This is a genomic window from Enterococcus sp. E4-150, from assembly GCF_035726465.1.
Lineage (GTDB): Bacteria > Bacillota > Bacilli > Lactobacillales > Enterococcaceae > Enterococcus_B > Enterococcus_B faecium.
In genome coordinates this window covers 1-13721 of the sequence record NZ_JAPRGK010000026.1, presented here as the reverse complement: position 1 = coordinate 13721, position 13721 = coordinate 1, and the positions used below count along the sequence as shown (strand labels likewise).

Genomic DNA, 13721 nt, shown 5'->3' with positions numbered 1-13721 from the left:
ATTGGAGCTGTCCTTATGGACCTTCATGACGAATGGCTCAGTTCTACAAGAAAATATATTAAGTTTGATCAATGAGAGACCGGTAAAACATTGTATAGTATTTTACACAGGATTATGGACTTGACTTAAATTTTTTACTACTGTATACTAACTTTGTTATCGCATCTAACAAGTAACTCGAATAATACCAATACAACCTTCTCCAAAGATGCGATGACATACGTTCTAACCCACCGACTATTGATGTTCTGTACCACCCTTGCAGAACCAAAAAAGCCACTACCAAATATTTGGTAGTGGCTTTTTTTGTTTTATGGATTTTTCGCTTTTTCTGTTATGGTGCTATTCTTTGATTTCAGAAATAGTATGTCGAACTTTAGCGATAGAACGACGTGATTCTTTTTCGTTGTAAAACATCAAAATCACATATAGAGAGTCCAAAATGCTTAGTTGAGAAATACGGGAAGCTAAAGCTTCAGATCGGAATTCTGTTTCTTCAGAAATAGAAATAAAAACGACATCGCCAAGTTTAGCAAGGGAAGAATTAGCTTGGCTAGTAATAACGATTGTTTTTGCTCCAGTTTTTCTTACGGTTTCAGCAATATGGATTGTTTCTTTTGATTGCCCTGTGTGAGAAATCAAAACAGCACAGTCTTTTTCCGTCAATAAAGAAGCTTCCATCAATTGAATATGGTAATCCGTGCTGTGAGAAGTTGCGATAGGGGAACGCAAAAATTTATGATAAGCGTCAGTTGCTACAATCTCTGAACCGCCAACACCGAAAAAATAGACACGTTTAGATTCATTGATAATAGTAGCCGCTTTTTTTAGATCCTTTTGTTGTAACAACTTTTTTGTGTCATTTAAAGTTGAAATACTGGACTCGAACACCTTTTGCGCCATAGTGAGCTCAGTATCTGTTTTCTGAATATTTTCGTGGATAGAAATAGCAGATAGATCATTTTCTTGGATCAACATCGCCATTTTGAAATCTTTAAATCCATTATAACCAAGTTTTTTTGTAAATTGAAAAAAAGTAGAGTCAGCAATGCCCAGTTCACTTGCTAAATTGCTAATCGGACTATGACTTACTTTGCTTGGATTTTCTAAAATATAATCGGCGATAGCCTGTTCTTTTGGGCTGAAGTCGTTGTACATTGTTTTGATTTGTAGTCTTATGGAGACGCTCATGAGAATTCCTCCTTTTCATAATAAGATTATCATTTTTTCCGTTATCATTAATGTTAAAGATACAAGGAGAGTAGGAAAAAATCAAACAAAAAATATTTTTGTAAAATCTATTTACAAAAAAATATTTTTTTGTATAATGAGGGTATAAGAAATGGAGGCGCTATCATGGAAATTGGTGTAATTGGTTTGGGAAAAATGGGATTGAATTTAGCTTTAAACTTAAAAGAGCACCATCACAAAGTACAAGGACTCGACATTTCAAGTACAGCTGTTAGTCAGGCAAGAGAAAATGACATTCCTGCTTATCAAGAGATCTCTGAATTTCTAGCTACTTTTGAGCAGAAAAAAATCATCTGGTTAATGCTTCCTGCTGGAGAGATAACCGAAAACATGTTAAGAAAACTTTTTCCAAAACTCGGACCAGGAGACATTGTTATTGAAGGCGGAAACTCTTATTATAAAGATTCAATCCGTCGAGCAGAAGAGTTTCAGAAAAATGAAATCGGTTACTTGGATTGTGGGACTTCTGGGGGAATCGAAGGAGCACGACATCAAGCCTGCTTAATGATTGGAGGAGATAAAGAAACTTTTCTATCCGTGGAACAATTATTCAAAGATGTAGCAATTGAAAGAGGATATCTGTATGCTGGTGCATCCGGAAGCGGACACTTCTTGAAAATGATCCATAATGGAATCGAATATGGAATGATGCAAGCAATCGGTGAAGGATTCCAACTTGTACAAAAAAGTGAGTATGCTTTTGACTTGGAGCAAGTCGCACGTGTTTGGAATCATGGTTCGGTGATTCGCGGCTGGCTGATGGAAATCATGGAAGATCAGTTAAACGAACATCCCAATTTAAGTAATTATCGGGGGATCGTTTCTGCATCAGGTGAAGCAAAATGGACGGTTGAAACAGCGCTAGAAATGGCTGTTCCAGTTCCAGTAATTGCAACTAGTTTGTTCATGAGGAATCTTTCACAGGAAGAAGATAGTTTTTCAGCAAAAGTAGTTTCAGCACTAAGAAATGGGTTTGGCGGACATGAAATAGTTGAAAAGGGTGAGTAAAATGCCAGATTATCATATAGCAATCGTTAATTCCAGCAGTTTCGGAAGAGTTTTTCCACACCACTTGGAAAGATTAAAGTCAGTTGGAGACGTTCATTTCTTTACTGTTGATCAAGAGATTCCAGGAAAAGAACTAGCGGAGTTACTTAAAGGATTCAATATCATTATTGCAAGTGTTACGCCATTTTTTCGACGAGATTTTTTTGAAAACAAAGATGAACTGCTATTGATTTCCCGACATGGTATTGGTTACAACAATATTGATTTAAAAGCAGCAAAAGAACACCAGACAATCGTATCTATCATACCTGCTTTAGTTGAACGAAATGCTGTAGCAGAAAATAATATAACTAATTTGTTGTCCATGCTTCGACGCACGACACAAGCACAAGCAAGAGTCAAGGACGATAGATGGGAAGATCGGGCGGAGTTCGTCGGTAGGACGCTGTTTAACAAAACAGTTGGTGTGATTGGTGCAGGAAATACCGGAAGCGGAGTAATCGAAATTTTGCGTAACGGTTTTCGCTGTGATGTTCTAGCTTATGATCCTTACAAATCAGATTTATACATCGAAAGCTTTGGTGCAAAAAAAGTAGAACTTCAAGAATTACTGGAACATTCAGATATCATTTGTTTATGTGCGAATTTGACAGAAGAGAACTATCACATGATTTCTGCTAAAGAAGTCGATCAGATGAAAGAAAATGTTTATCTATCTAATAGTGCAAGAGGCGCTCTAGTTGATGAAGAAGCGATGATTAATGGTCTGAAAAGCGGAAAGATCGCAGGATATGCCACAGATGTTTTAGAAGAAGAACCGGGACGTCAAGATCATCCGTATTTAGCGTTTGAACAAGTAGTGATTACGCCACATATATCGGCCTACACAAGGGAATGTTTAGAAGCAATGGGTGAAAAATGTGTCAGAGATGTCGAACAGATCAGTCAGCACCTTCTTCCTGAACGTTCTGTCCAGACAAAGAGCAACTATATAAAAGGATGATGAAGAAAATGGTGAACGGTTTAAAAGTGAAAACAGGCCCTCAATTTTATTTATATGAAGAAGGTGGTATTTCAAAAGTTTCTGATCTCTTGAAATCATACGGAGCGAAAAGAGTACTGGTCACCCACGGAACGGTATCATGGGAAAAGGCGCTACCTAAATTAGTATTTTTGAATGACGAAACGATTCAATTTTTTTATCATCGTTATTCTGGAGAATGTAGTTATGCTGAAGCCAGACGAATAGCTACAATCATCAAAAAAAATGAAATCGATTTCGTAGTTGGCGTTGGCGGAGGAAAACTGACCGATCTAGTGGGTTATAGTGCCAATCTTGCAAGAATCGATTTCGGCGTCATCCCTACTTTAGCTAGTAATTGTGCTCCATGGACACCTCTTGCTGTCATGTATAAGGAGAATGGACAAGCAGAAGGGAAAACAGAACACTTTTACAGACAAGCTGCTTTTTTTATAACAGATCCCCAATTAGTGATTGATTCCCCTGTTCCATATTTCATTGCCGGGTTAGCAGATACACTAGCAAAATGGTATGAATCTGAGCTCATCTTAGAACAAGATTTTTTGCAAGATGAATCATTTTTGAAGCTAGCACAAGATACTGCGAAGATCTGCAAAGAAGAGATTTTGAATCATTCTGCTAAAGCAATCCAAGATATGGCACAAAGAAAACTGACATCGGAGTTCAAACAGCTTTCAGAGGTTATCTTTGCTGTTGCTGGTTTAGTTGGAGGATTAGGAGATAAATACGCAAGAAATGCGGCAGCACATGCTATGCATGACGCTATCAGTAAATATATTCCGGAAAGCCATCGTTTTCTACATGGAGAAAAAGTAGCGTATGGGATTTTCTATCAACTGGCACTAGAAGGTCGCTGGGAAAAAATAGACGAGTTATATCCTTTGTATCGGGAATTAGAACTGCCGGTTTCTCTAGAACAAATGGGATTATTTCCGAAAGATAAACAGATAATAGATAAAATGGCTGAATTTATTGATTCGAAAGAGAAAGTGCATTTGATTCCTATAGAGGTAACACAGAAATCACTGATACAGTCAATGATGGAACTGGAAGGTTATATCAGAAAGATCTGAAGGAGGAGGACACATGGAAACATTAAGTGTAGTACAAAGTTTGTTGATTGCTTTATGGGTAGCCGCGGTTATGTCCCGCTGGTTAGGTGGAGGAGCCACGTTGACCTTACGTTTTTCTCCTTTGATGACTGGATTAGTCGTCGGGTTGATCATGGGGGAAGTTGCACAAGCGATGATTGTTACAGCCGCTTTGCAAATGATTTATATGGGGGTTTTTTCTCCAGGAGGATCAATGCCAGCTGAACCATCTATTGCAGCAGCTATCGCAGTACCAGTCGCATTATTAGGGGATCTGTCGCCAGAAGCAGCGATTGCCGTTGCGGTGCCAGTCGGATTGCTCGGAAGTTACTTGTATCAGTTCCGTTTTTTCATCAATACTTTTTTAGGTAAATATACAGACAAAGCTGTAGAAGATTTGAATACAAAAGCTATGGCCCGATCAATTATTCTTTATCCAACGGTTGCCTCATTTTTATTATTCGTTCCGCTTGTTTTCATTGCTTTATATTTAGGGGCGCCATTGATCGCTGATGTAATCAAAGCTTTAGAGGGAACAGTCGTTATCCACATTCTTGAAGTAGTAGGTGGAGGGTTAGCGGCAATCGGAATCGCGACAACTGTATACGTTATCGGTCGAAAAGATTATCTGGTCTTTTTCTTCCTTGCTTATTTTATGAGTGTTGTTTTGAAATCTTTAGATATTACGATGGTTACTTATGCCATTTTTGGGATTATTATCGCTTTGATCTTTGTCCAGTCGCAAAAAGGGAAACAAGTACAGCCTGCCACAAGCAATAACAATTCAGCATCTTTTGATGACGAAGATGACTATGATGACGGATTTTAATTTAGGAGGAATGGGAAATGGCTGAAATAATGGATAATCAAACAGGTGCTCCTGAAGAAATCACGAAAAAAGATGTAACAAAAGCCTATCTGAGATGGCATTTTGCAAACGAAATTCCTCACTCTTTTGAACGTTACTTGGCGCCATCACTACTATACGGAATGATGCCAATCTTGAAAAAACTTTATAAAGATGAAGACTCTTTAAAAGCAGCATATAAACGGCAGTTACTGTTCTTCAACACTCAATTAAGCTGGGGTGGCGGTGTGATTACTGGCCTAATGTCTTCTATGGAACAGCAAAGAGCAGAAGAAGAGTATGAAGAAAAAGAGATCTTGATGCAGGATGACTTGATGTATAACACGAAAGCGGGATTGATGGGGGCACTAGCAGGAATCGGAGATGCAATCGATTCAGGAACCGTCCAATATATTTTTATCGCAATCGCGGTACCTTGGGCACAACAGGGAAGTCCTTTAGGCGCACTTTTTCCTTTTATCTGCTTTGGGTTGTATCAGGTTTTACTAGGGGTATTTTTCGCAAGACAAGCTTTCACTATGGGCCGTAATGCTACAGGCCTAATGCAAAACACTGGTGTTCAGACAGCGATTGAAATGCTATCAGTTTTAGGGTTGTTTATGATGGGGGTGCTTGCGGGAAACTATGTAAAAGTAGAATCTTCATTGAAATTTGCGATATCCGGACGTGAGTTTGTTATCCAGGAAATTCTTGATCAAATCGTGCCAGGGATATTACCTTTAGCTGTCGTAATGGGTGTGTACTTGTTCTATACGAAAAAAGGATTGAAAGTCACACAAGCATTATTATGGCTGACTGGAATATTAATTGTGCTAGCAGGAATCGGTATTTTATAAAAAGAAGGGAACGTGAATAAGATGGGTGTAGTCAATTTAGCGCGTGTGGATGAGCGTTTGATCCATGGGCAAGTAATGGTAACGTTATCTCAAAAAAGTGGAGTGAATTCCATTTTTGTTGTAGACGAAGTTGTAGCAAAAGATAAATTTATGAGAGATCTTTACAAAAATGCAGGAAGCCGTACAGGACAAAAAACAATTGTCATTACACCAGAGAAAGCTAAATTCTATTGGGATGAATATCAATTTAAAGAATACAATTGTATTTTGATCGCAAAAACAGTCCAAACGATTTACGACTTAGTAAAACACGGAATCCCCATGGAAGAATTGAATATTGGAGGGATTGCTCAAAAAAATCCTGATACAGATCTTTTAGTGACGAAATCTGTTTATTTAAATAAATCAGATGCTGAAAAATTGAAAGAAATGAATGAACAATATGGCGTAAAGAATATTTATTTTCAAGCCACTCCATCTGCACCTAAAACAGGATTAAAAGATGTATTGAACAAGTTTGATTTGTCATAAACAAATGCTTAGAAAAAAGATAAAGAGGGCGAAAAAATGAAGAAGAACGAGATGTTTCGTGATTGGGAATTTCGTTATCGCTATATTTACCGTAAGCGCCGTACAAAAAAGAGTAAACAGCGTTTTCTTTCAGCATTAGTATCAGATATTTACAGTATGAGAACAGATGTGACAGTCATTGCTTACGATACGCTAGCCTACCGATCAAAAAATATTTATGTTGGAGATATCGAAAAAGCAGAGAAAGTTATCTGTACTTATTACGATACACCCGTTCATGCATTAGGAAGTTATTTCATGTTTGATTGGAAAGACCAAAGGAAAAAAACAATCTACTCTATATTATTGTCCTTCATTTTGTTGTTCAGTTTAGGTTGGTGGGGAATGATGATATATAACAAAAATCCTCATCACGTATTCGATCTGCTATCCGTACAAACAGGTATCACTGTACTAGCATTTGGGAGCTACTTTGTCTTATTGGGAAAAGCAGCTCGCGGATGGCCTAGCAGACAAACTTTTATTCGAAATACTTCATCCATATTAACGATGCTAGAAATGATCCGTACGATTGATGATCCGAGTGTAGCGTATGCGTTTGTTGATGAAGGCTGTTATGGAGAAAAGGGCTTAGACAGCGTGAGATCGGGTATGAAAAAAGAGGCTATTCTTTTTTATCTAGACTCTGTTGGGGCAGATACACCGCTACAGTTTTCGGGAAAATATTTTTCAAATAAAGAACAGTGGCTGAAACAAGTTGATAAGTTGAAAGAAAAAAACGTCAATTATATTTTTAGTGCAAGAAAAAAGCAAGCGCAGTTCTTCTATTTGACCAAAACAGATTTACGAGGGAAAACATTTAATTGGCAAAATGCCAATCAGATTATTGCTCTTTTTCGATAAGTAAAAAGTGCAAAACAAGGAGTGAGAAGACTAATGTTGGAAATCATGATCGTTACACATGGTAAGTTGAGCGAAGGACTGAAAGATGCGGCGGAAGTAATTGTCGGGACATCGAGCCATATTGAAACAATGTGCTTAGAGTCTGGGGAGGACATCCAAACATTCGGAGAGAAGGTCAAAGAAAAATTAACTATGATCAACACAGCAGAACCCATGCTAGTATTTGTTGATCTAATTAGCGCAAGTCCGTACAATCAAGCGCTCTTGGCAGTCAATGAACTGACTGAAGAAAAGAAAGCAGCCACTTATGTCATAGGGGGCGTGAATCTGCCAATGTTGTTAGAAGCAATCAATCATCAGATGCTTCACACACCGATAGAAGAAGCGGTGGAACAAATTGTCAAACAAGGAAAAGATAATTTAACTGTTTGGCATGCTTCAGCGGAAGAAAAAAAATTAGATGAGGACGATTTTTAGAAGGAAGGCTGAAAAGATGAAGTGGGGATTTAGATGGTATGGTGAAAAAGGGGATTCGATCCCATTAAAATATGTTCGCCAAATACCGGGAATAAATGGGATAATTGGAACTTTGCTGACTAAAATGCCTGGAGATGTTTGGGAGATTTCAGAAATTGAGGAGTTGAAAGCATCTGTTGAGAGCCAAGGACTGGAACTGCTTGGAATTGAAAGTGTAGCGATCCACGATGCAATCAAGGCAGGGACAGATGAACGAGATTACTATATTGATAACTATATACGAACAATCAAAAACTTGTCTCGATGTGGGGTTCGATTGATTTGTTATAGCTTCAAACCAATTTTTGGATGGGCGAAAACTGATTTGTTTAATGAAAACAACGATGGAAGCTATTCTCTTTTATACGATCAGAAAATCGTCGATCAGATGGAGCCAGGAGAAATGTATCAATTGATACACAGCCAGTCAAAGGGATTCAAATTGCCGGGTTGGGAAGAAGAACGGTTGAAAAAATTCGCTCAGCTGGAAAAACTGTATGAAGGAATGACCGAAGAAGAATTATTTGAAAATCTGACTTATTTTTTAGAAAAAGTGATTCCAGTGTGCGAAAAAGCAGATGTAAAAATGGCTATCCATCCAGATGATCCGCCATGGGAACTTTTTGGTTTTCCTAGAGTGACGAAGAATCTTGGCGACTTGAAGAAAATTCTAAATGCAGTAGATTCTCCATATAATGGACTAACGCTGTGCACAGGATCTTTAGGGGCAAATCCGGAAAACGATTTAGTTGAAATCATCCATGAGGTAGGTTCGCGCATCCATTTTGTCCACTTCAGAAACGTGGAGTTTTTAGGAGAAAGAAAGTTCAAAGAAACGGCACATCCCTCTACAGAAGGCTCCCTTGATATGTATCATATTATGAAAGCGCTGGTGCAAGAAGGGTTCGACGGTCCTATACGCCCTGATCATGGTAGAACCGTGTGGGGTGAAGTGGCTATGCCTGGATATGGCCTGTATGATCGTGCAATGGGACTCACTTACATGCAAGGTCTATATGAGGCGATAAGTAAGGAAAAACCACTGGGAGAGCATTATGAATAAAATCAAGCTCTTCATCTTTGATATGGATGGCCTTTTATTAGAAACTGGACGTTTAGCTTATCGTGCTTATGTAAAATCAGCACAAAAGTATGATTATGAAATGCGTAAGGAAGTCTATTATTTACTAACTGGCCAAACAGAAATGGCGATAAGAGAACAAATGGGCATTTTGTACGGAGAAGATGTTCCATATATCAAATGGCGAGAAGCAATCAATCAATATAAAGAAAAAATCGTGAAAGAAGATAAGAGAGTATATACGAAAAAAGGAGCAGAAGAAATTTTATCTTTTGCAAAAGAAAGAGGAATCCATACAATCGTGGCCTCGTCTAATACACGCGAGAAAATAGAAATGTATTTAAAAATGGAAAATCTATATGCCTTGTTTGATCAAATCATTTCAGGGGATGATGTAAAAAAAGGAAAACCGGAACCAGAGATCTTTTTGAAAGCTTGTTCAAAAATGAATATTCCTCCAAGTGAAGCACTTGTATTTGAAGACTCGATTGCAGGGATCGAAGCAGCAAGGCGAGCGGGCATTTTGTCTTTTCTCATCAAAGATCATTTGATAGGGTTGCCCGATCATAATGGGAAGCATAAGTTGAAAGTAGATGTAAGTTTATATGAATCCAATAAAGCAGACTATGAATTTTATGACATGCATCAAGCAAAACGATTTTTAGAAAGTAAAGGGTTGTATCTCTAATAAAGAGGACTATTTTCTAATCCTCTTTATTTATTGTCCTGCACGACTGAGGGAACAGATGAAAAAGAAGTAATTTTTTATTTTGAAGTATCTACCTTATTTGTAGTGAACAATTTAGAACAAACACAAAACGCATCTACTGTTATCTATCAGTAGATGCGTTTAAAGAGAAGAACGAGAATCGTCCATATGAGGGTTTCCACTCCTTATGCAGATTTTTTTAATTCTTGCACTGCTTGTTCGATCGTAACACCTGTCGCTACATGATTGGTATTTTCTTTGTCAAAAACGACAAATAGATTCAAATCTGTATCCAAGGTTACTCGATATTGTATATCTTTGTTATAGAATGTCATAGCCATTCTCCTTTCTTTAAATACTTGCTGAAAGGCAACGAACGCGTTGATAACGAAATTCCGTTTATAAGTATACCACCAATTGAAAGGTTTTCATAGTTAAGAAATTTTAAAGTCAAAAGTTGCAGATAAAAGCAAATAAACAAGAAAACAAAAAGTGAATCAATCGCGGTTATTCAACTTTTTCTTCGATTCGAAGACAATAGAAGACAATGAATTTTATATTTCATTGCATTATCCTTGTGTTATTAGAAAAAGCATGATATATTAAATGAGTAATCTATTTTGAAACGTAATTTGAGCGATATATCTACATAGATAAAACTCCTTTTGCCTATCAAATATTTATTGCAACGAAAAAACGTACATTGATACGTATCAGGAGGAATTTATTTATGAATAACGGTACAGTAAAATGGTTCAACGCAGACAAAGGTTTTGGCTTTATCACTGGTGAAGATGGAAATGATGTATTTGCACATTTTTCAGCTATCCAAGGTGACGGCTTCAAAACTTTAGAAGAAGGCCAAGCAGTGTCTTACGATGTTGAAGATGGTCAACGTGGCCCTCAAGCAACAAACATTGTTAAAGCTTAATAAAAATTGACTTTTAACCGTCTTTTCTTTCGAAAAGACGGTTTTTTTGTACGAAAAAATTCATTGGTCGTTGAATAGGCTGAATAGTAGTGTATAAAACAATTTTGTGGAGCGTGAGGCTTTTATGGTAGAGGAAAATACGAATAAAGTGATGTTGATAAAAAGATTCCTATCTTGAATATGAATCGAGATGTCTTGAAAATGAATGAGTTTGACCAATCATTATCCTATCGAAATTTACAGTTTCGTTCGATTGGTCTGTCAATTAATGAAAAAGTAAAAAAGAATATGTTCTAGGAAGAGGGCGGCACATCTAAATTTTTAAGTAACGGACAGTTCAAATATCAAGCATTGAAAGAGGTTATCCTACTGTTTGAAGGAATACGAGTATATAAAAACGACAAAGAGGAAAAAGTAGTTCATTAAATCCCTTCAAGTGATGAAAGAATGAGATCTAATAAAACCTGATCTTTCATCTGTTTTTTAAATAACGTAATATTTTTTTATTTTTTGTGCTTTCGCCGTTATTGTAGAGTGATTTAGCATTCTTATTTTTAAAAATAACTGTGTTATATATTAAAAAAGGCATAATAGTTATAAATTTTTTTAAAGAATATTTAGAAATTATTAATTTTCGTCTGAAAACAAAAAAAGAAAGCGTTATTATTTTAGTCTATTTTCAGGGGGGGAACCTTATGATAAAAAAACTATTTTTACTATCAATATTAACGCTAGCAATGGCAGGTTGTTCTTACTCTGGCTCAGCAACTGAACTGATCACAAAATCAACTGAAGCCACGACAGAGGAGTTAAAATGTGGAAACGATCACAGTGACTACAGAGGCTTAAATCGACGATGCATGGGAATATTAGGCAGAAGCAATTGTAAGCATCGATGTAGTAATCGAAGAAGGTGTAGAAGAAGCAACAGAAAAATCAAAAGAAAGATCAAAAGAAGCAATCTGTGCTGTGCATCGTATACAGACGTCGAAGATGCGGTACTTTTAAACCACGTCAGGAGATGTTCATTTATGTCTAGGGAAGCTGGCGATGAACCAAAACTAGAGTACGCTTTTAGTTTTGCACGTGAGGATGAAGATAACCCTAAAACTTACGACATTTTAGCTTGATCTAAGATGGTTAAAGCTTTTTAATGAAGTAAGAGGAGATAGAAGGCTTTTCTAGTTATATTAGGTAAGATAAATTCCTTTTTGCTCCAAATTTGCTAAACATTCTGCTAGATAAACTTCATCGTGTTCCGGATAAATCGGCACGTTGCGCTCTACAGTAGGTAAATCAAAAAATGCTTCGCATGATTTGCCACGATACATAGGATTTTTCCACTCTGGTGCTGGGCTGTAACCACGTTTTTCCATTTCATCCATGACAAGCTGATGATATTGGAATAATCTATAAGGAGAATAGTGAAAAACATAATCCACAGTAGCATGTTTCTTTCCCCAGCCATTTCCTCTTAATGCACAGCATTCCCGATGTTGTCCTAAAAGCTGTTGACGAGGAAGCTTTGAAATCAATTTTTCATGCCATAATCGCATAGAAATGTCTCCTTTATATATAGATTGTTAACCTTAGACGTTAAATGAAAAAACCAGCACCAAGGCTGGAAAAAATCACTTCAGTTTGCTTGCTGTTTCTGAGCGACCAATTAGGTAATCAACGGAAATATCGTAAAAGTCAGCGATATAGATTAATTCAATGATGCTTGGAATTTCTTCTCCTTCTTCGTACTTACGATATTTGAATAAAGGAATACTTAACGCGCTAGAAACAGCTACTTGAGATAAAGATCGGCCAGTTCTTAAGAAATTCAGACGACAACGTAAAGTATCCAGTAAAATAGCTTCTTCGATACTCATTTAATCACCTTTCATTATAGTAGAATAGTTATAATGACTATAGAAAGCTACACATGCAATCAATAGTACTCAATGTTTTTTATTTAAACGTATCAAATAAAGAATGACGATCAATAAAGACAAAACCAGTCCTGATAATTCTTCTATAAAAACACTATCGGGTTCAAAGTAGTTGTAATTAAAAACTTTCCACATAAAGTAGATAGCCGGAAGAGTCAAAATAGCTAAATAAAACCGTTCTTTGTTCCAATTCATAAGATAAACAATACTTGCGACCAGTGCGACCGCAGGCACCCAAAACAAAACTCTCACCAACGTAATCATGTAACGGACTCCTCAACGATTCATATAATAAAAGATAACATGTTATTGCATACATCACAAATGAAATGCTAGGAAAATAAAAGAAGAATAGATCAATGAAAAATGAAAAAGCAGAACAGTTTTCTGCTGATAAGCAGGAACTGTTCCGCTGAATGTGTCTTATCTATCGAGAAAAAATCAATGGATTGATATCTAAGTAATTCAATACATATAAAAAGAGGACGATCGCATTCACTAAAAAGGAAAGAATGATGATCCCATAGCGAATGGAAACATATTTAACAAATACTTTTGTTTGAATACGGGCATATCTTTTTCCTTTATAGCTGAGCATCATGACAAGAAGCAAAAGGGTAATCACACCTTGAAAAATCATTCCAATAAACAGAATTCCTGAGGTTTGATAATTTAATTGGAGAAAATAAGCTGCTGCCGCAACTAAATCGAATAAAATCGCAATAAATGGCAAAATAATCACTCCTAACATTGAGAATAAATAAAAGAATAACATTTTTTCTAAAATAAGCAAATAAAAATTAAAGTAACAAAATAGTTATGACACAAGTAAAAGAAATAAGAATAACAATATTATTTTACTTATATTTTGAAACTTGCGAGAGTTTATCAAGTCAAGTCCATAATCCTGTGTAAAATACTATACAATGTTTTACCGGTCTCTCATTGATCAAACTTAATATATTTTCTTGTAGAACTGAGCCATTCGTCATGAAGGTCCATAAGGACAGCTCCAAT

18 protein-coding genes are annotated in these 13721 nt (G+C 36.6%); 12 read left to right on the top strand and 6 right to left on the bottom strand.

Annotated features, from left to right (window positions below; translation table 11 throughout):
• Positions 1–342 precede the first annotated feature (342 nt).
• Complete coding sequence (locus OZ002_RS12765; protein ID WP_002296639.1) at positions 343–1191, bottom strand: MurR/RpiR family transcriptional regulator; 849 nt, start codon at positions 1189–1191, stop codon at positions 343–345.
• Positions 1192–1356: 165 nt separating this feature from the next.
• On the opposite strand from OZ002_RS12765, the gene gnd reads away from it, so the two are divergent.
• The 10 genes from gnd (at position 1357) to OZ002_RS12715 (ending at position 9815) form a co-directional block, all read left to right on the top strand.
• A complete protein-coding gene (gene gnd, locus OZ002_RS12760) occupies positions 1357–2259 on the top strand; it encodes a phosphogluconate dehydrogenase (NAD(+)-dependent, decarboxylating) (protein WP_002331728.1) in 903 nt (300 codons plus the stop codon).
• Between the two features lies 1 nt (position 2260).
• Positions 2261–3262 (top strand): D-isomer specific 2-hydroxyacid dehydrogenase family protein, encoded by a 1002-nt coding sequence (locus tag OZ002_RS12755; RefSeq protein ID WP_002331729.1) that lies wholly within the window; start codon positions 2261–2263, stop codon positions 3260–3262.
• An 8-nt stretch (positions 3263–3270) separates the two neighbouring features.
• A complete protein-coding gene (locus tag OZ002_RS12750; protein ID WP_025481625.1) occupies positions 3271–4374 on the top strand; it encodes an iron-containing alcohol dehydrogenase family protein in 1104 nt (367 codons plus the stop codon).
• A gap of 13 nt (positions 4375–4387) precedes the next feature.
• Positions 4388–5221, top strand: a complete 834-nt coding sequence (locus OZ002_RS12745) for a PTS mannose/fructose/sorbose/N-acetylgalactosamine transporter subunit IIC (RefSeq protein ID WP_002296646.1) — start codon at positions 4388–4390, stop codon at positions 5219–5221.
• A 17-nt stretch (positions 5222–5238) separates the two neighbouring features.
• Positions 5239–6096, top strand: a complete 858-nt coding sequence (locus OZ002_RS12740) for a PTS system mannose/fructose/sorbose family transporter subunit IID (RefSeq protein WP_002296647.1) — start codon at positions 5239–5241, stop codon at positions 6094–6096.
• Between the two features lie 21 nt (positions 6097–6117).
• Positions 6118–6627, top strand: coding sequence for a PTS system mannose/fructose/N-acetylgalactosamine-transporter subunit IIB (locus OZ002_RS12735; RefSeq protein WP_002296648.1), 510 nt, complete (start codon positions 6118–6120; stop codon positions 6625–6627).
• Positions 6628–7176: 549 nt separating this feature from the next.
• Entirely contained in the window at positions 7177–7530 is a 354-nt protein-coding gene (locus OZ002_RS12730; RefSeq protein WP_025479120.1) for a hypothetical protein, read from the top strand.
• Positions 7531–7563: 33 nt separating this feature from the next.
• On the top strand, positions 7564–8007 hold the full coding sequence (locus OZ002_RS12725) for a PTS sugar transporter subunit IIA (protein WP_002296653.1): 444 nt from the start codon (positions 7564–7566) through the stop codon (positions 8005–8007).
• Between the two features lie 16 nt (positions 8008–8023).
• Positions 8024–9109: a mannonate dehydratase gene (uxuA, locus tag OZ002_RS12720; RefSeq protein ID WP_002296654.1), complete on the top strand. Its 1086-nt coding sequence runs from the start codon at positions 8024–8026 to the stop codon at positions 9107–9109.
• Positions 9102–9815 carry an HAD family hydrolase gene (locus OZ002_RS12715; protein ID WP_002331733.1) on the top strand — a complete coding sequence of 238 codons (714 nt, stop codon included), beginning with the start codon at positions 9102–9104 and terminating at the stop codon, positions 9813–9815. Before uxuA ends, OZ002_RS12715 begins: the two co-directional genes overlap by 8 nt.
• Before the next feature lie 206 nt (positions 9816–10021).
• On the opposite strand, the gene OZ002_RS12710 is transcribed toward OZ002_RS12715, so the two are convergent.
• Positions 10022–10171, bottom strand: coding sequence for a hypothetical protein (locus OZ002_RS12710; RefSeq protein ID WP_002296658.1), 150 nt, complete (start codon positions 10169–10171; stop codon positions 10022–10024).
• 395 nt (positions 10172–10566) lie between these two features.
• Here OZ002_RS12710 and OZ002_RS12705 point away from each other — a divergent pair, with 395 nt between their 5' ends.
• Together OZ002_RS12705 and OZ002_RS12700 are read left to right on the top strand one after the other, a co-directional pair.
• On the top strand, positions 10567–10767 hold the full coding sequence (locus tag OZ002_RS12705; RefSeq protein WP_002293303.1) for a cold-shock protein: 201 nt from the start codon (positions 10567–10569) through the stop codon (positions 10765–10767).
• A gap of 566 nt (positions 10768–11333) precedes the next feature.
• A complete protein-coding gene (locus OZ002_RS12700) occupies positions 11334–11897 on the top strand; it encodes a hypothetical protein (RefSeq protein WP_058140356.1) in 564 nt (187 codons plus the stop codon).
• A gap of 60 nt (positions 11898–11957) precedes the next feature.
• Here the strand turns inward: OZ002_RS12700 and OZ002_RS12695 are convergent, their stop codons facing one another.
• The 4 genes from OZ002_RS12695 to OZ002_RS12680 all read right to left on the bottom strand — a co-directional run bounded on the left by OZ002_RS12695 (position 11958) and on the right by OZ002_RS12680 (position 13455).
• A complete protein-coding gene (locus OZ002_RS12695; protein ID WP_002296662.1) occupies positions 11958–12323 on the bottom strand; it encodes a TIGR02328 family protein in 366 nt (121 codons plus the stop codon).
• 75 nt (positions 12324–12398) lie between these two features.
• Complete coding sequence (locus OZ002_RS12690; protein ID WP_002296663.1) at positions 12399–12644, bottom strand: helix-turn-helix domain-containing protein; 246 nt, start codon at positions 12642–12644, stop codon at positions 12399–12401.
• 69 nt (positions 12645–12713) lie between these two features.
• Positions 12714–12968 (bottom strand): hypothetical protein, encoded by a 255-nt coding sequence (locus OZ002_RS12685; protein WP_002296665.1) that lies wholly within the window; start codon positions 12966–12968, stop codon positions 12714–12716.
• Positions 12969–13131: 163 nt separating this feature from the next.
• The gene (locus OZ002_RS12680) at positions 13132–13455 is read right to left on the bottom strand and encodes a hypothetical protein (protein WP_002321681.1); all 324 of its coding nucleotides are present in this window, start codon (positions 13453–13455) and stop codon (positions 13132–13134) included.
• Positions 13456–13721 lie beyond the last annotated feature (266 nt).